The organism is Micromonospora chokoriensis, assembly GCF_000718555.1.
Taxonomy (GTDB): Bacteria; Actinomycetota; Actinomycetes; order Mycobacteriales; family Micromonosporaceae; genus Micromonospora; species Micromonospora chokoriensis_B.
Genome location: NZ_JOAN01000007.1, coordinates 125,623 through 142,780, shown reverse-complemented (window position 1 = coordinate 142,780; position 17,158 = coordinate 125,623). Strand labels below are relative to the sequence as shown.

13 protein-coding genes are annotated in these 17,158 nt (G+C 71.2%); all 13 read right to left on the bottom strand.

The genetic code is table 11. The features are described 5' to 3' along the window. Window positions 1–190: 190 nt before the first annotated feature. Window positions 191–1,453: a hypothetical protein gene (locus IF46_RS0111970; RefSeq protein ID WP_030488389.1), complete on the bottom strand. Its 1,263-nt coding sequence runs from the start codon at window positions 1,451–1,453 to the stop codon at window positions 191–193. Further along, window positions 1,450–2,352, bottom strand: coding sequence for a sulfotransferase domain-containing protein (locus tag IF46_RS0111965; protein WP_030488388.1), 903 nt, complete (start codon window positions 2,350–2,352; stop codon window positions 1,450–1,452). The genes IF46_RS0111970 and IF46_RS0111965 overlap by 4 nt, the downstream gene beginning before the upstream one ends. A gap of 8 nt (window positions 2,353–2,360) precedes the next feature. After that, window positions 2,361–3,998, bottom strand: coding sequence for a lipopolysaccharide biosynthesis protein (locus tag IF46_RS0111960; protein WP_030488387.1), 1,638 nt, complete (start codon window positions 3,996–3,998; stop codon window positions 2,361–2,363). Continuing rightward, the gene (locus IF46_RS0111955; protein ID WP_232234016.1) at window positions 3,995–5,287 is read right to left on the bottom strand and encodes an O-antigen ligase family protein; all 1,293 of its coding nucleotides are present in this window, start codon (window positions 5,285–5,287) and stop codon (window positions 3,995–3,997) included. Before IF46_RS0111955 ends, IF46_RS0111960 begins: the two co-directional genes overlap by 4 nt. A gap of 68 nt (window positions 5,288–5,355) precedes the next feature. After that, on the bottom strand, window positions 5,356–6,954 hold the full coding sequence (locus IF46_RS0111950; protein ID WP_030488385.1) for an LPS biosynthesis protein: 1,599 nt from the start codon (window positions 6,952–6,954) through the stop codon (window positions 5,356–5,358). Further along, the gene (locus IF46_RS0111945; RefSeq protein WP_232234013.1) at window positions 6,947–7,462 is read right to left on the bottom strand and encodes an acyltransferase; all 516 of its coding nucleotides are present in this window, start codon (window positions 7,460–7,462) and stop codon (window positions 6,947–6,949) included. The genes IF46_RS0111950 and IF46_RS0111945 overlap by 8 nt, the downstream gene beginning before the upstream one ends. A 131-nt stretch (window positions 7,463–7,593) precedes the next feature. Next, window positions 7,594–9,531 (bottom strand): hypothetical protein, encoded by a 1,938-nt coding sequence (locus tag IF46_RS0111940; RefSeq protein ID WP_030488383.1) that lies wholly within the window; start codon window positions 9,529–9,531, stop codon window positions 7,594–7,596. A gap of 221 nt (window positions 9,532–9,752) precedes the next feature. Further along, window positions 9,753–11,459: a glycoside hydrolase gene (locus IF46_RS0111935; protein WP_030488382.1), complete on the bottom strand. Its 1,707-nt coding sequence runs from the start codon at window positions 11,457–11,459 to the stop codon at window positions 9,753–9,755. A 153-nt stretch (window positions 11,460–11,612) separates the two neighbouring features. Further along, window positions 11,613–12,440: a shikimate dehydrogenase gene (locus IF46_RS0111930; protein WP_030488381.1), complete on the bottom strand. Its 828-nt coding sequence runs from the start codon at window positions 12,438–12,440 to the stop codon at window positions 11,613–11,615. After that, window positions 12,440–13,636 carry an endolytic transglycosylase MltG gene (gene mltG, locus IF46_RS0111925; protein WP_030488380.1) on the bottom strand — a complete coding sequence of 399 codons (1,197 nt, stop codon included), beginning with the start codon at window positions 13,634–13,636 and terminating at the stop codon, window positions 12,440–12,442. Before mltG ends, IF46_RS0111930 begins: the two co-directional genes overlap by 1 nt. Then, window positions 13,636–14,094, bottom strand: coding sequence for a Holliday junction resolvase RuvX (gene ruvX, locus IF46_RS0111920; RefSeq protein WP_030488379.1), 459 nt, complete (start codon window positions 14,092–14,094; stop codon window positions 13,636–13,638). The genes mltG and ruvX overlap by 1 nt, the downstream gene beginning before the upstream one ends. Before the next feature lie 72 nt (window positions 14,095–14,166). Beyond that, on the bottom strand, window positions 14,167–16,845 hold the full coding sequence (gene alaS, locus IF46_RS0111915; RefSeq protein ID WP_030488378.1) for an alanine--tRNA ligase: 2,679 nt from the start codon (window positions 16,843–16,845) through the stop codon (window positions 14,167–14,169). Beyond that, window positions 16,842–17,147 carry a hypothetical protein gene (locus IF46_RS0111910; protein WP_030488377.1) on the bottom strand — a complete coding sequence of 102 codons (306 nt, stop codon included), beginning with the start codon at window positions 17,145–17,147 and terminating at the stop codon, window positions 16,842–16,844. Before IF46_RS0111910 ends, alaS begins: the two co-directional genes overlap by 4 nt. Window positions 17,148–17,158: the final 11 nt, after the last annotated feature.

Here is a 17,158-nt window from a genome sequence, read left to right as displayed (position 1 = left end):
AATTTCAGTTCACGCCACGCAGAAGCAGATCACACGTTCCCCGGTCGTTGAATAGCGCGACCGGCCGAGACGACGATCTCCCCAGCAGGCGCTTCGGCACACCGAACGTCCGAGGTCCATCGATCGTCATCACCACCTGCGATTTCGTCGTTACTCTGCGACGTGCCCTCGCCGCCGCGATTCCGCCGGATCAGGCGCTATGTCTTTTCTCGATGACATCCAAGAGAGCGGGATGCAGCGCGGTGTTCCAGCCCGCCCCCGCGTCGGCCAGCCGCCAGGTCCGCAACCACATCTCCACCAGGTACGCGTCGGCGACGAGCCGGCGCTGCGCCGCGTCGAGGCCGAGCCGCTCGCCGTGCCGGCCCAGATAGTCGTCGACGGCCGACGCGGCGACGGCTGCTGGCTCCCCCCGCAGCACCAGAGCCCGCTGGAACGCGTCGTGCGCCAGGTCGAAGCCGACCGGCACGTCCGGCCCGCTGTGCTCCCAGTCCCAGGCGACCAACCGGCCGGCGTGCCAGCCCAGGTTCCACGGCACCCAGTCACCATGCCAGTGACCGAACTCGACGCTGGTCTCGCCATGCCGGCGGGCCAGCGCCGAAACCGCGGCGATCGCTCGCGCACCGGACGGCTCGGCAGTGGCGGCCCGGCTGGCCTGGTCAGCCAGCCGACGCAGGAAGGCCGAGTCGATCAGCGGTCGAGGCGTACCCGCTGGGCCGCCACGCCGGGCGACCGCGAGCTGCGCCGCGATGCGTGGTGGGTCGTCCACCGGCACACCGCGTACCGCCGGTGGCAACGGCTCGATCACCGCGACCACCTGGCCCGCCCACGACACCTCGGTGAGCAGCCTCGGCGGCGTCGGGTGGTCGGCGACCCCGACGACCGCGCGCAACGCCCGCAGCGCCGCCGCCTCCGCGCTGACCAGCGCGCGCGTCGCGTCGTTCCAGCCGATCTTCGCGTAACCGCGCGCACGCCCGTCGGCGCTGAAGAGTTGCAGGGTGGGCTTGCCGTTCGGGTCGGGTGGGCGGACCCCGAACGCGGCCAGCAGCGGCGTGTCACCCAACTCGGTGGCGAGCCGATCGCTCAGCAGCAGCTCCGCCGCCGGCACCCCGACCGGCACCGAGACGGTCAACGTCGGAAACGGCGCGAGCCCAACTCGCCCGAACCGGGCCAGCCCGCCGAGCACCGCCCGCAGCGCGCGCACCTTCGGTGGCCGCAGGGCGTTGTACGCCAGCAGCGACGCCGCCCCGGCCCGGGGCGCTCCCAACGGCACCAGGAACCGGGCTCGGGCGACCGACGGCACCACCGCGTACCGGGCCACCGCCTGGTGACCGGCCGGCGGGGCGCCACCCACGGTCAGGCCCACCCGGTCGTCTGGGAAGACCGCACGGCTCACCCAGCCCAGGCCGTCCACCCGAGAGCGCGGGTCGGTCGCCGGGCGCACCTCCGTCGTCACGCCGCCCGGTCCGCCCAGTCGAAGTCCAGCCCGAGCCGCTGGCGCAACGCGTCGTTGTACGGCCGGTAGTAGTCGGTCAGCTCAGCGCGCACCGCCGGCTCCAGCGGCGCCGAACGGCGATCGTTGTAGACCTTGAAGTCGGGCAGGTCGTACGCCGGCAGACCAAGGAAGTCGAGCGTGCGCCGGTAGGTCGCCCGCGAGTCGCGGTACAGATCCTCGCTGGGCAGGAAGAGGATCTGCTCGGAGTCGAAGCGCTCCAGCCACGGCTCCAGGTGCTCCAGATAGCGCCCCCGGGCCCGGTACGTGTACCAGTCGTACGGCTCGCTGAACGACTCCGGCTCGGCGATCAACCGCTCCCGCTCCCCCACCGTGCGCTCCGGCTCGGCGGCCAGCGCGGCGGCGAAGTCCAGTGGTTCGATGCCGTGGGTGCGGCGTTCCTTCCAGTGCGAGTACGCCCGCTCCACCGGGTCGCGCAGCAGCACGATCAACTTCACCGTCGGCATCAGCGCTGCGACCCGCTGTGCGGCGAGCGGGTGGAACATGTACAGCGGGGCGGCCTCACCGACCCGGACCGGCCCGCCGTGCCGCTTGGCCAGGGCCTCACGGTGCCGCTCGGTCGGGAAATGCGAGCGGTACCAGGATTCGCCGCGACCCCAGTGCTCCTCGAAGTAGTGCGCCGACTTGGTGTTCCACGCGGGAAAGAGCCGGGGCACCAACGGGTGCTGGATGAGGTAGTTCCACAGGGAGGTGGTGCCACCCCGTTTGGTGCCGATGATGAGGAAGTCCGGAAGCGGGCGGCGGTCACTGGTGCGAACGCCATAGTCGACAAGCGACTCCTTCACCCGGGTGGTCACCTGGGTCGGGACCAACTGCTTGACCCGGTCACGGATGGACGCCACGACGGACCTCACCTGCCTCTCGTCGATGCCGAGGTGGGCTCGGCGGCCGCGGCCGCGTCGTCCCCTCCACGGATCTGCCTCATGGTCCCCCGGATGCCGGCGCGCACCCGGGGCAACGTCAACATGCCGACGCAGCCGGCCAGCAGCACCGCCAGCGTCACCGCGAGGCCGGGCAGGCCCCGACCGCCCACCAGCACACCGGCGCCGGCGGCCAGGCCCACACCGGCGACCGTGGCCGCCGCGGCACGCGCCATCGCGGCGTCGAACAACGGCTCCCGGACCACCGACCGGGCGAACACGGCGGCGGTGAGGTTCTCGGTGGCGATGCCGGCAGCCCAGGCCACCGCCGCGCCCGTCGCGCCGTAACGGGGGATCAGCCAGAGACCCAGCGAGACGGTCACCGTCAACCCGGCGACTGTCGCCACCAGATGCAGCCCGCTGCGCCCACCCATCAGGAGCAGGCTCTGCACGTTGCCCACCCCGGTGTTGACAAGCATCGCCAGCGCGAGCACCGTCATCGCCGGCACACCTTCGGTGAACTCCGGCCCGAACAGTTGGAGGAAGGCCAGCGCGAAGACCGCCAGCAGGAGGTACACCGGCCAGGACAGCACCAGCCCCCAGGTGGTCAACTGCCGGTGCACGGCCGCCGCCGCGGCCCGCTCGCCCCGCCCGAGCAGCCGGGACAGCTGCGGCGACACCGCCACCCGCAGCCCCTGCATGGCCAACTGGCCGGCCAGCACGTACCGGCCGACAGCGCCGAACACGCCAGCGTCCGCCGGCCCGGCCAGCACCGAGGTGAGCAGCACCCCCACCCACATGCTGCCGGCGTCGATGGCCGCCGAGGCGGCCCGGGGCAGCGCGAAGCGCCAGAACGTCGACCAGTCGGCGCGGTGCGGACGCAGCGTCGCTCCCCGGCCCAGCCCGAGCGGACCGGCGACGAGGGTGAGGCAGGCCAGCAACGCCAGAGCCGCCGGCACCAACCAGCCGGTCATGCCGGCGAGCAGGCCACCACCGGCCAGCGCGGCGGCGCCGACCAGCACCGGGCGGGCGACCGGCAACAGCAGGAACTGCACCCCGACGTACGCCCGGATGGGCCGCACGCAGCGCAGCGCGGCCAGCAGCAGGGTCATCGCGACCACCACCGGGACCGCGGCGAACGTGACGGTCAGCAACGCGTCGCCGCTCGCGCCGGAACCGCGCAGCAGCCGAGGCGCGAGCGCGTCGGCGGCCAGCACACCCGCCCCGGCGACCAGGAGCCCGGTCAGCAGCGGCGGGATCAGCGCCACCGGGAGCACCCGGGCCGCGTCACCACGCACGCCGACAGTGCGGCGGGGCAGCGCCCACATCAGACCGGTCTCCGCGCCGAGCGTGCAGATCGCGGTCGCCACGGTGACGACCCCGATCGCGGCGAAGAACGCACCCGCGCCGGCCGGGCCGTACCCCCGGGTGATGACGACGGCCAGCACGAACCCGAACAGCCCGCTGGTGGCCGCGCCGAGCAGCCCGGCCACGCCGCTGCGCGCGCTGCGTCGGGTCTCGGCCGAGCCGGCGTCCCCGGTCGGCGACGGCGTTGCCGGGCCGTCCGCGGCGGCGGGCGTCGGACCGCCTGGGTCCGCGCCGGCCGGCGGTCGGGTCGCGGCGGTCATGCGGGCACCGGCGTGTTCCGCGCGGCCGGCGGCTGCGAGCCAGCCAACCGGGTCAGCCGTTCGCGTTCGCTCAGCGCCATCGCGAAGGCGACCGCGAAGAACGCGACCGCCAGGTTCTGGTTGGCCATGCCGTAGAACGGGATCTGCACGAGGCACACCACCGGCACCACCGCCAGCCACTGCCCGGCCGCCGAGGTCGCCCGCGCGCAGATCACCGCGGCGGCGACGAACCACGCCAGGAAACAGATGAGCGCGGGTACGCCATGGCTGAACAGCACCATCCACAGCTGACCCTGGGTGCCGATCGGCGCGGCCGCCGACACGGTGTCGACGTTCACCGGAGCGCCGTAGCCCAACCACGGGGACTCCTGCACCCGGCGGATCACCTCGGTGTAGAGCGAGAGCCGATCGGTGTTGGTGTCGCTGGAGTCGACCCGTCTGCTGATCAGCTCGGTGATCGGAATGAACAGCGTGGCCAGCCCGCCGATCACCACCACCCCGACGATGGACGCGGCCACCCGGATGTTGCCGCGCAGGCTGGCCCGCACCCCGAGCACCGCCAGCCCGGCGCCGAGGCTGAGGAACATCGCCCGGTTGAGGGTGAGGAACGCCGGCGCCAGCGACAGCGGCAGCGACGCCAGCAGCGCCCAGCGCAGCAGCCCCTGCCGGCGCAGCATCGCGAAGGCCACCACGCAGGGCAGGGTCATGGCGTACGCGCTGCCGTAGTTGTTGGTGTACGCGAACGGCGCGGCCGGTCGATAGATCGGGTTGAGCGATCGGGCGCTGTATTCGGCGGTGGTGAGGTGCACCATGTCCTGGATGAACGGGGTGCCCGCCACCCCGCCGGGCAGCAGCACCTCCATCGGGGTCGTCATGGCCAGCCGGGGCGCCAGCACCCCCAGCCAGCCCAGCGCCACCAACCCGAACCAGAACGCGCAGAGCGGGGTGAGCACCGCCACCAGGCTGGCGCGTTCCCGGGCGGCGGCGTAGACGTAGACCCCGACCACCAGCGCGGTCAGGTAGAAGGCCAGACGCAGCGCGAACGTGAGCAGCGAGGCGGGCGACGACAGCCGGGTGGCACTGACCACCACGATGGCGAGGAACAGCAGCCAGATGCCAGCCGCCGGCGGCAGCGGCACCCGCCCTCGGGTGAGCAGCAGCGCGAGCAGCAACGCACCCAGCAGCGGCCAGCCGAGGTAGAACGCACCGAGCGCCCACCACAGCGGCACCAAACCGAACATCATCGACAACGGCCAGAGCGGCAGCAGCGGCGGCGCGGGCGGCGGCACCGGCGCGACCGCCTCCGGAACCGCCCCGGGCGGCGGTTCGGTCGCCGGGGCCCGGGTGACCGACACGCTCAGGCCCGGCCGTTGCGCGTGAGCACGAAGCCCAGCGGGGTGACCCCGGCGGCGCGCAGCCGCTCCACCAGGCGTCGCAGGTCGCTCTGCCGGGTGCGGTCCCGCTCGACGACCACCACCGCACTGCCCTGCCGGGCCACCGCGACGCCGCGCTCGTCGGACTCCGCCGGTGGGGCGTTGAACAGCACCAGGCCGTGGTCCGCGCCCTGCCGCCAGGTGCCGAAGCGGACGGTGCCCACGCCCACGGCCACCTCGTCCGGGGCGACGACCCGGCCGTTCTCCGGGCGGGCGGAGGCCACCCGGGGCAGCGTCAGCGTGGCGTCCGGGTCGGTGGACGGGCGGGCGCCCGGCGGGTGCGGGGAGGGTCGGCGGGCGGGCGTGCTCTCCGTGGCGGCACCGGCTACCGGTGTGCTGCCGGCCGGGCGGGGCTTGGGCACCAGCGGCCGGGACGGGTCGATGGGCAGCCGGCCCCGGTCGGCGAGCACGGTGGCGCGCAGCCGCTCGATCCGTCCGCTGTCGTCGGCGACGAAGACCTCCCGGCCGTCGACGGCGAGTGCCACAGCGAGCCCGGCGGTGAGCGCGGTGGCATCCTCCCGGGCGGTGACCAGCGCCACCCGGGCCGGCTGACGGACCCGCTCGGCGACCGCCATCGCCACGTACCGGATGTCGGCGTCGACCGCCCGGGGGCTACCGCGCAACGCCGGCCGGCGCACCGTGCCGAGCAGCGCAAGGCCGGAGGCGTCCCGGCCGTCGGCGACCGAGCGGACCCGCCGGTCGGTCGACTCCCAGAGGTACGCCAGCACGATGCCGATCAGCGCGCCGCCGAGCAGGCCGGCGACCAGGTAGAGCGGCCGGTGCCCGGCGGAGGTGACAAGCGCCTTCTCGGCGCTCTGGGTGACCCAGCCGGGGTTGACGTCGACCGCCGCGATCTCGGTACGCGCGGCGTTGAGCTGGGTGAGCTGGTTGTTGATCCCAGCCAGCTCCGCCACCAGCGCGTCGCCGGCAGCGGTGTCCTGGGCGGTGTTCGCCCGTTTCTGCAAGGCGGTCTGCTGACCGACGACTTTGGTGATGCTGGCGTCGTAGGAGCGCAGCATCTCGGCGCGCTGCTGCTCGTACATGGTCCGTCGTACGCTCAGGTAGGCCTCGGCGGCCAGGTTGGCGCTCTGCACGGCCCGGTGCGCGTCGCGCGCCTGGTAGGTGAAACGCAGGATCTGCCCACCGGTGGGCACCTCGACCTCGAGCGCGTCGCGGATGTCCCGCGGGTCACCGCCGGCCGAGTCGGCGAGCCGCTGCACCACCTCGGTGCCGGTGGCGATGCCGCTCTCCACGTTCATGTTGACCGCGCGGTCGGCGCCCGCGCCGCTGGGGGTGAAGGCGTCGGTCACCACCGGCCGGACCGCGACCACGGCGCTCGCGGTCATCGCCGCCGGCACCAGCAGCACGTAGCTGAGCGCGGCGAGCAGACCGACCATGGCCACCGCCGCCACCAACCGCAGCCGGTGCAGCGGCACCCGCAGCAGATCGGTCAATGTCACCGCACGGGGGGTGCCGGAGGACGGACCGTCCGTGGGCCAGGGGCCGGGCGCTGCATCAGTCATGGAACTTCTTCACCGTCTGTTGAGGATTGCCGACGACCACGACGCCGGGTGGTACGTCCGTGCGGACCACCGTCGCCGCGCCGACGACGCTGTCCCGGCCGACCCGCACGCCCTTCAGAACCAGGGCGTGCGCACCGACCCAGACGTTGTCCTCAAGGACGATCGGGGCACGGGTGAGCGGGCCGGGCGGCGCGTGCCGCTGCTCCGGGGGCAGGTTGTGGAAGTCGTTGTCGAGCAGCTCGCAGTCCGACAGGAGGCACCGGTCCCCCACTGTCACCGACGTCCAGGTGCCGATCCAGGTGGCATTGAGCAGACAGTCGGCACCGACGCGTACCTCGCCGGGGCCCGCGAAGCGGACGAGCTTGTTCAACCTGGTGCGGTCACCGATGGTCACCCGTACGCCCCGCCGCAGCCGGATCCGGCCACGGATCTCCACGTCCTGACCGAGGGTCAACCCTCGGTAGCGGAGCTTGTACCAGCCGCGTTTGACCGCGAAGACCAGACGCACCGCGCGTCTCGTTCGGATACCAGCGGCGCCGAGCAACGACCCTCCCCCACGTCGCGGGGCCGGCGGCGGTGGTGCCCGCCACCGGCCCAACGTGAACAATCTACCGATGCTCCGTTACGAACGGTTGACCCTTACTGTACGGAGAAGAATATCGATGGCGTGGACCAGGACAACTCGGGCGTCGCGGTGCTGATGACGGTCGCCGTGGTGCCATTGACCACCGCGCTCGGCGCGGACGTCGGGTCGAACGGCACGCTGCGCAGCGCCCCGTCGGTGGAACCGTAGACGATCCGACCGCCCACCCAGGCCATGCCGCGCACCGCGGACCACGTCACGCCTGTGGTCGGCAGGGCGAACTCGGTGGCGCCGAGGTAGTTGCCATCGATCTCGAAGTAGCGGTAGTAGAGGCTGTTGGCCCCGGTACGGGTGTAGTAGAGCCGGCCGTCGAGATAGAAGGCGCCGGTCAACGCCGCCGGGTTGTACCAGTCGTTGTAGCCGGAAGCCTCCCACGGCGAGCCGATCGCGCCTCCGTTGAAGAGCGAGACGTCGATCCGGCTGCCGGTGGGCGTGCCGGCCACCGTGTGCGACCAGTAAATCCGGTCGTCCACCCGCCAGGTCGCGCCGGCCGCCGTGTAGGCGGGCTGGCTGACCGTGGCCGGGGTGCCCAGCGCGGCGCCGTCGAACGGCACCTTCGCCACCGTGCCCGACGCGGTGCCCACGTAGAGGTTTCCGGTGGTGGCCGACGGCGGGTTCTTCGCGGTGAAGGTGCGTCCGCCGGCGAGCGGGAACATGCCGAGCCGGCCGTGGTACTCCTCGCCCATGCCGTCGGAGTTGTGCCCGAAGTAGAGGCCGTCCGAGCCGCGCCACAGCACCGGCACCGCCGAACCCCAGTTGCTGGTGCCCGAGGGCATCGAGGCGCTGCCGCTGCGGCGCGGGTTCCAGTTCACCGGCATGCCGGTCGCCGGGGTGACGGCGGCGATGCCGAGCCGGTCGATCGCGCCCGGGCCGGCGTTGTCGCTGGCGTTGGGGTTGTTCAGCCAGCGGAAGTGCCCGCCCAGGTAGATCACGTTGTCCGCCACCTCGAGCGAGGTGATGGTGTCGTTGCCGGTGAAGTCGACCCAGGTGGCGAGCTGGCCGCTGCCCCGCGCGGCGGTCTCGAAGCGGACCAGGGCGTCGCAGTACGCGGTGGGCCAACCGGCGCCACCGTTGGTGCCGACCACGAACCAACTGCCGTCGCCACCGAACTTCACGTCCTGCACGTAGTGCACGAAGGTCGTCGGCGCCGCGCACGGCGGAACGAACTTCTCGGTGCTCCAGTCGAGCACCGTGGGGGTCGCGGAGACATCCACCAACGCCATCTGGTTGCGCGGCAGGTCGTTGACGAGCGTGAAGTTGCCGCCGACGACAAGCGTGTTGCCGTCCGGCGCGACGTCGATGGCCCAGACGTACGACGTGGTGCTGTGCCGCCCCACGGTGGCATCGACGCTGAAGGTCGGGTCGATCGCGCCGGTGGTCGCGTTGAGCCGGCCGAGACCGGTGTGCGCGGTGCCGTTGAGCCAGTTGAACGCCCCGGCCACGTACAGCCAGTTGCCGTGCAGCGCGAGGTCACGGACCGTGCCGCCGTCGGAGCGCCCGACCCAGCTGTCGATGATCGCGCCGGTCGACGGGTTCAGCGCCACCAGGTTCTTCCGGGAGACGCCGTTGACGTTCTTGAAGGCGCCGCCGACGATCAGCGTGCCGCCCGGGCCGGCGAGGAGCGTGTTGACCGCGCCGTCGAGCACCGGCAGGAAGGTGGTGGACATGGTGCCGGTGGTCCGGTCGTACGCGAAGAGGTAGCGCTGCGTGATCCACGCGGAACTGGCGGTCTGCCGGAGCTGGGTGAAGCTGCCGCCGACGAAGACCGTGTTGCCCACCTGCGCGAAGGCACGGGTCTCACCGTCTCGCGCGTGTGGGGTCACGTCGGCGGGGTTCGCCGACACCAGGGTCGCCGTTTCCGGGACCGGCACCACCGCAGCCGAGCTGGTCGTGGGCACGCCCAGAACCGCGGCGACGATCGCGAGTGCGACCATCCCCGCCCGAGTACGACGTCGTCCCGTGGAACGCCACAAGTGCGAGAGTTTGGGCACGCTTCGCCTCCAAGATGGATGAGAACCCGAGGTAGCGTGCCTCGTCCAGCCTGGTATGCAAAATCCGCCGATTGGGCGGTGCATGAATCCGCAAGCCGACAGAACGCCGGAGGATCGGATTCCCGACCCCCGGCGAACGCCGTGCTGTCAGCTCCTTTGCGACGTCAGCGGCTGCCTCCGGTGGGTTGCCGCAGGTAGGGGTCCTGTCCGGCCTTCGCGAAGCCAGCCACCGCCGAGGCGTCGTGATTCATCGTCATGTCGCAGGTAGACGTACGGCTGGTCATGCCGGCCGAGTTGAAGTAGATGGCCGCCTTGATCTTCGGGTGCGCCTTCAGCGCCGCCGGGAACTCCTGGAACCAGCGCTGCTTGGCGCCCAGGTCGGCGGAGTTGAAGTTGGTACCGAACTCGGCGAGCATCCGAGGCTTGCCGGCGCCGATGCCGTTGTCGTCCAGCCATCGGTAGAAGCCGCCAACTGTCGTGCTCGGGCTCTTCCACACCGTGCTGCCGTTGCAGACGTGGAAGTTGTACGGGTCGTACGCCACCCAGTCGACGTACCGGTCACCGGGGTACAGGCCGGCATACCGGGAGTAGTGCCCGGACCAGCCCATCATCGTCCAGACCCAGACCGCGTTGGTCGCGCCGGCGCTTGCGAACCGCTCATGGACGTAGCGCCAGGCACGGACGAAGTCGGCGTCGCTGCCCTTGGCCGGCTCGTCCTCCGGCTCGTGGTCGAAGCCGATGAAGACCGGCACGCCGGCGGCGCGGATCCGGCCCGCGACCGCGTCGATGGTGTCGTCCTGCTTGCCGCCGTAGACGTCCGACCACTTGAGGGTGGTGCCGGCGGAGAAGTCCCGGGACTCCCAGGCGAAGAACATCAACCGGCCTTCGCGCATCTGCTGCGACTCGTACACGTCGGGGAAGGCCCCGTTGCTGCCGGCGTTGGAGAAGTCGTGGTAGCGGTGCACGATGTCGAACTTGCGCCCGACCTGCGCCTCCACGTCGGTGACGGCCTTGCCGTGGTCCCAGCCGCCGGCCGCCCCGGCGGGCGAGTACATGCCCCACCAGGCGCCGCAGGACGGGACGAGCTTGTCCGACACGGACCCACACTTGCCGGCCGGAAGGGTGCCGCTGGCACTCGGGGTCGCCGTCCGGCTCGGGGCGACGGTCGGCGACGGCCTCGGCGTGGCGGTGGTCGGCGACGCGCTCGGTGACGGCGGCGGCGCCGGCCGGGTGGTGGTCACCGGCGATGGCTTGGCCCCGAGGTCGTAGCTGATCAGCAGGCTGGGCCGCAGATCGGGGTTGCGGTTCTCGATCGACGCCCAGTAGATCCGGCTCTCCAAGCCGCTCTGCGCCAGCGAGACCGTCCAGGTGCCGTTGCCGGTGACCAGCTTGGAGACGTCCCACTCGTTGACGCCCTTGGACACACTTGTCACGCTGTCCAGCGCGGCACCGCCCGGCGTCAGCGGTGGCCGCGACTCGCGGGCGCTCAGCGGCGAGGCGTGCGCCGTCACCGTGGCGGCGAACTGCTGCCAGGCGTGCACCCGCAACGTCGCTCGAATGTTGACCGCCGCGGCCGGCACCGTGGTCACCGCGAACTCGATGACCGCCTCACGGCCACCGCGCGGGTTGCCGTCGCAGCGCGCCGCGCAGGTGGCCAGCGTCGTCTTGGCCGCGTTGTCACCGTCCTGCGACACCGCCGTCGCGGTGGTGTCCGCCGCCGCCCGGATCGACAGGTCGTCGCTGGCCAGCAGCGGCATCATGGTCGCCACGATGCCGGCCACCACCGAACCACCGACCACGCCGATGGCAATCGCCTTACGCCGGGGTCCGGAGCGGAACCGGGTGATGCGGTGCAGTCCGTGCCTGGTCAAGGAAACTCCCTGTGTCTGCGTCCGTAACGGTCAGCAGCGTATCGATGACCAGGACACGTCGCCGGAAGGACAGTTTTCCGTAAGCGCGTCTTAACCGTCAGCTAAGGAACGGGTGGTTCGAGTGATCGACTCGTGTTCCGTGAGATCGGACCGTCACTGAGCTCGCGCTGCGGCCAGCGCGGCGGCCATCGCCGCCCTCGGCGCGGCCACGCCGGTGAACTGCTCGAACTGCCCGACCGCCTGGGCCAGCAGGAGATCCAGACCGGAGACGATCCGGCAGCCGGCCCCGTCGGCGGCCGTTGCCAGCGGTGTCGGCCACGGGTCGTAGAGCGCGTCGAAGAGCACCGTGCCCGACCGCCACGCCACCGCGCCGGCCAGCGGGTCGGCAACCCCCTTCGGCACGGTGGAGACGACCAGGTCGGCGGTGCGCAGGTGCCGGGGCGCCGCTGCCCATTCGGCGGGCGTCAGCGTGACACCCAGGGTGTCGGCCACCGGCCGGAGCTCGTCGACCGCCGCCGGTCGGCGGGCCACCACCGTCACCGACGAGCAGGCGAGCTGCGCGGCGGCAGCCAGCGCGGCACGGGCCGTCCCACCGGCACCGAGCACCGTCACGGCGGCACCGTCGCTCACCCCGGCGTCGGTGAGCACGTCCACCATGCCGGCGACGTCGGTGTTGTCCGCGTACCAGGTGCCGTCTGGACGGCGTACCAACGTGTTGGCCGCGCCGACGGCGGCGGCGACCGGCGAGGCGGCACCGGCCACGGCGAGCGCCGCCTCCTTGCCCGGCATGGTCACCGACAACCCGGCCCACTCCGGACCCAGGCCGGCGACCAGATCCGGCAGCTCCGCCGCCGCGCACTCGATCCGGGTGTACGACCACCCGGTCAGCCCGGCGGCGACGTACCCGGCGGTGTGGATCACCGGAGAGAGTGAGTGCGCGATCGGCTTACCCAGCACCGCCGCCCGCCGTCGGAGTGCCATCAGATGATCCCGGCCTCCCGGGCCTTGGCCTCGTTGCGCTGGTGCTGCTCGTACGTCTCGGCGAACTCCGAGTGGCCCTGCTTGTCGATCGCCACGAAGTAGAGCCACTTGCCGGGCGGTGTGTCCATCGCCCCTTCCAGGGCCTGCTTGCCTGGGTTGTTGATCGGGGTGGGGATCATGCCGCGCAGCTTGCGGTTGTACGGGTTCTTCGGGTCGTCCAGCTCGGCCGCCGTCATGTCCCTGGACGACTTGGTCGGCTTGCCGATCGACTCCAGGTAGTAGTTGACCGTGACATCCATCTCGAGGCAGTTGCACGGGAACTCGCCGTACGCCCGGTTGTACGCCACCCGGGCCACCTTGCCGAGGTCGTCCTTGTTGCCCGCCTCGGCCTGGGCCAGCGACGCCACGATGAGCGCCTCGTACGGGCTGACCTTGCGATTCTCCTGCACCCGGTCCGCGAACTTCATCTCCACGGTCACCGCGACAAAACGGCCCACCATCAGCTTGAGGATGCTCTGCGCCGTGGACTTCGGCGGGATCTCGTAGGTGTCCGGGAAGAGGAATCCCTCGACGGACTTGACGACCTTCTTGCCGTCGTCGCGCTTGAACCACCAGGACGGGACGCCGAGCGCCTCCGGGTTCTTCGCCGCGGCCTCGAAGTCCTTGACCGGGATCTTGGTCTTCTCCGAGAGCAGCTTGTAGATGTTCTTGGCGGTGCGGCCCTCGGGGATGGTCAACCCGTTGACGATCTTGTTCTTCAGGTCGAGCATCGCCTCGACGGCGCTCGCGCCGCTCATCTGCTTGCGCAGCTTGTACGTGCCCGGCTGGATGTTCTTGCTGCGCGAGTTGGCCTCGGCCGCCTCGACGAACGCCTTCTGGCTCTTCACCACGTCGGCCGCGACGAGGGCATCGGCCATGTCAGCGAGGAACGCGCCGCTCTTGATCTCGACGGTGATCTCACCGCTGCCGGCGCCGTCGTAGTCAGGGGTGACGAAGTAGCCCTGGATGCGGTCGAAGCCGTAGAACGCGCCGCCACCGATGGTGCCCAGCAGGAGCAGGGCCATCAGCAGGGCCAGGAACGTCTTGCCCCGGCCGCCACCGGACTTCCCGCCGTTGCGCTTGCGGAAGCCACGCCGGTGCCGACCCTTCTCCCCCCGCTCCGGCTCGTCGAACCCAAGGTCCAGATCGTCGATCATTACGTCCGCCTCCGCTGCGCGTCCAGCCAGCTCTGCAGGATCTCCACTGCGGCCGCCTGATCGACAACCGCACGTTGACGTTTACCTCGGACGCCACGCTCGGCAAGCCTACGAGAGGCGACCACGGTCGACATCCTCTCGTCAGTGAGCGTTACCGGGATAGGCGCTATCACATCGACCAGTCGGTCAGCGTACGCCTTCACATGGACGGCCGCCGGGCCATGCTTGCCAGCGAGATTGACCGGAAGGCCGACGACAACCCCGACAGCCTCGTGCTCGGCCACCAACGCGGCCAGCTCGGCGAGGTCGCTCGGCACCGCGTCTGGCGCCGCCGTGAGGTCACGGGCAAGGGTAACCAGCGGCGTCGCCAAGATCCCGTCCGGATCCGAGCGGGAGATACCCACCCGCACCTGACCGACATCCACACCGATTCGCACACCACGCGTCAGCTCAGCCACCGACGGTCACCACCGGCCGGGCACAAACCAGGGCGGACCAAACGGCCCGCCCTGGCTGACAGTGATCGTTCATCACGCCTCAGTGATCGCCTTCTCGACGGTGAGCAGCAGGTTCGGCGCCTCGGCTGCGGGCAGACCGCCGCCCTGGGCCAGGTCGGGGCTACCCCCGCCACGACCGGAGAACGCCGCCTTCACCAGATCCGATGCGGCCAGCCCTCGGCTGCGCGCCGCCGCGTTGACCGCCACCACCAGGGACGCCTTGCCGTTCGACCGAGCCGCCACCGCGACCACCGCCGGACGCGCCGGGTCGATCTTGCCGCGGATCTCCTGCGCCAGGGTGCGCACGTCGTTGCCGGCCGCACCCTCCGGCGCCTCGGTGCCCACGTACGCGACCCCGCGCACGTCCTTGGCCTGCGCCGCGAGCGCCGACGCCCCGCCCAGCACCAGCTGGGCACGCAGCTTCTCCAGCTCCTTCTCGGCGTCCCGCAGCTGGGTGACGGTCTGCTCCACCCGGTCAGCGACCTGATCGTTGGGCACCCGGTACAGCTCGGCCAGCCGGGAGACCAGCAGGTGCTCCTTGGCCAGGAAGCCGAAGGCGTCCATGCCCACCAGCGCCTCGACCCGGCGCACGCCGGATCCGATCGACGACTCGGAGAGGATCTTCACGAGACCGAGCTGGGCCGACCGGGCCACGTGCGTGCCGCCGCACAGCTCCCGGGCGTAGTCACCCACCTCGACGACCCGCACCTCCTCGCCGTACTTCTCGCCGAAGAGCGCCATCGCGCCGATCCGCCGCGCCTCGTCCAGCGAGGTGATGAAGGCGTGCACCTCCAGGTCGGCCAGGAGCACCTCGTTGACCTGCTGCTCCACGTCGCGCAGGACGCTCGGCGACACCCCGGTCGGGGTGTTGAAGTCGAACCGGAGCCGACCGGGGGCGTTCAGCGACCCGGCCTGCGTGGCCGACTCGCCGAGGAAGTTGCGCATGGTCTGGTGCACCAGGTGCGTGGCGGTGTGCGACCGGGAGATCGCCCGACGCCGGGTCGTGTCGATCTCGGCGAAGCCGGCCTCACCGGCACGTACCTCGCCCCGGATCACCCGAGCGCGGTGCACGATCAGGCCGGGCACCGGCTGCTGCACGTCGAGCACCTCGACCTGCCCGCCACCAACGGTGATCATGCCCAGGTCGGGCTGCTGGCCACCGCCCTCGGCGTAGAACGGGGTCGTGTCCAGCACCAACTCGATGGTGTCGCCCTCGGTCGCCGCCTGGCGCGGGCCGTCGGCGCCGATCAGCGCCCGCACCGTCGACTCCCGCGACACCTCGCTGTAGCCGGTGAACGTCACCGGGCCACCCGAGTCGAGCACCGACCGGTACGCCGACAGGTCGACGTGCCCGGTCTTACGCGCCTGCGCGTCCGCCTTCGCCCGGGTCCGCTGGTCGGCCATCAGCCGCCGGAAACCCTCGTCGTCGACCGTGAGGCCCTGCTCCGCGGCGATCTCCAGGGTCAGGTCGATCGGGAAGCCGTACGTGTCGTGCAGCTGGAACGCCTTCGCCCCGGACAGCGCCGAGCCACCCGCCGTACGGGTCTCGGCGATCGCGGTGTCCAGGATCGTCGTGCCGGCACGCAGGGTCGACAGGAACGCCTCCTCCTCCGCGTACGCGTAGTCCGCGATCCGGTCGAAGTCGGTCGCCAGCTCCGGGTACGACGGCGCCATGCAGTCCCGCGCCACCGGCAGCAGCTCGGGCAACGCCCGGTCCTGCCAACCCAGCAGCCGGATCGACCGGATCGCCCGGCGCATGATTCGCCGCAGCACGTACCCGCGACCCTCGTTGCTCGGGGTCACGCCGTCGCCGATCAGCATCAACGCGGTCCGCACGTGATCCGCGATCACCCGCAGCCGCACGTCGTCCGGGTGCGACTCGCTCGCCACATGCCCGGAGTGCGCGCCGTACCGCTTACCGGTCAGCTCGGCCGCCCGGGCCAGGATCGGCCGGACCTCGTCGATCTCGTACAGGTTGTCCACGCCCTGCAGGATCGAGGCCATCCGCTCCAGGCCCATGCCGGTGTCGATGTTCTTCGCCGGCAGGTCACCCAGGATCGGGTAGTCGTCCTTCGTCGTGCCCGGACCCCGCTCGAACTGCATGAAGACGAGGTTCCAGAACTCCATGTAACGGTCCTCGTCGACCGCCGGGCCACCCTCACGGCCGTACTCCGGGCCCCGGTCGTAGAACAGCTCAGAGCACGGGCCGCATGGCCCGGGAATGCCCATCGACCAGAAGTTGTCGGCCTTGCCCCGGCGCACGATCCGCTCGGCGGGCACACCCACCGACCGCCAGATCTCGTACGCCTCGTCGTCGTCGAGGTACACCGTCGGCCAGACGCGCTCCGCGTCCAGCCCGAACCCGCCGTCGGCCTGCGACTTGGTGACCAGATCCCAGGCGAGCGGGATCGCCCCGGCCTTGAAGTAGTCACCGAAGGAGAAGTTGCCGTTCATCTGGAAGAACGTGCCGTGCCGGCTGGTCTTGCCGACCTCGTCGATGTCCGGGGTACGGATGCACTTCTGCACGCTGACCGCCCGCTGGAACGCGGGCGTCTGCTGCCCCAGGAAGTACGGCACGAACTGCACCATGCCGGCGTTGACGAACAGCAGGTTCGGGTCGCTGATGGCGGGCAGCGGAGCGGACGGCACCACGGTGTGGCCATTCGCCTCGAAGTGCGCGAGGTACCGCCGCTTGATCTCCGCCGTCTTCATCGCTGGTGTTCCTCCGGAAAGATGTCTCGATCGCCGATTCGCGGGTCTTCCCGCAGTTCGGCGAACTGATCGTCGAACGCCTCGCCCTGGGCGAAGGCCTGATGGATCTCCTGCTCGCGCTCGGCCATCCCGACCCGAACGTCCTCCACGAAACTACGCAGCGACTCGACGAGCCCGCCAGCGGATTCCGTTAGCGAGCTGGCGATACCCGCCGGCGTGTACGCCTGCGCGGTCCGGGTCGCCTTGCGGACCACGATCACACCGACGGCCACCCCGATACCGAGCCAGAACAAACGCCTCATGTCTCGCTACC

Coding starts and splice junctions, on each gene's coding strand:
- IF46_RS0111960 (WP_030488387.1), bottom strand. CDS start 3,998: ATGACCGCCGCGACCCGACCGCCGGCCGGCGCGGACCCAGGCGGTCCG.
- alaS (WP_030488378.1), bottom strand. CDS start 16,845: ATGAAGACGGCGGAGATCAAGCGGCGGTACCTCGCGCACTTCGAGGCG.
- IF46_RS0111950 (WP_030488385.1), bottom strand. CDS start 6,954: ATGACTGATGCAGCGCCCGGCCCCTGGCCCACGGACGGTCCGTCCTCC.
- IF46_RS0111930 (WP_030488381.1), bottom strand. CDS start 12,440: ATGGCACTCCGACGGCGGGCGGCGGTGCTGGGTAAGCCGATCGCGCAC.
- IF46_RS0111910 (WP_030488377.1), bottom strand. CDS start 17,147: ATGAGGCGTTTGTTCTGGCTCGGTATCGGGGTGGCCGTCGGTGTGATC.
- mltG (WP_030488380.1), bottom strand. CDS start 13,636: ATGATCGACGATCTGGACCTTGGGTTCGACGAGCCGGAGCGGGGGGAG.
- IF46_RS0111940 (WP_030488383.1), bottom strand. CDS start 9,531: ATGGTCGCACTCGCGATCGTCGCCGCGGTTCTGGGCGTGCCCACGACC.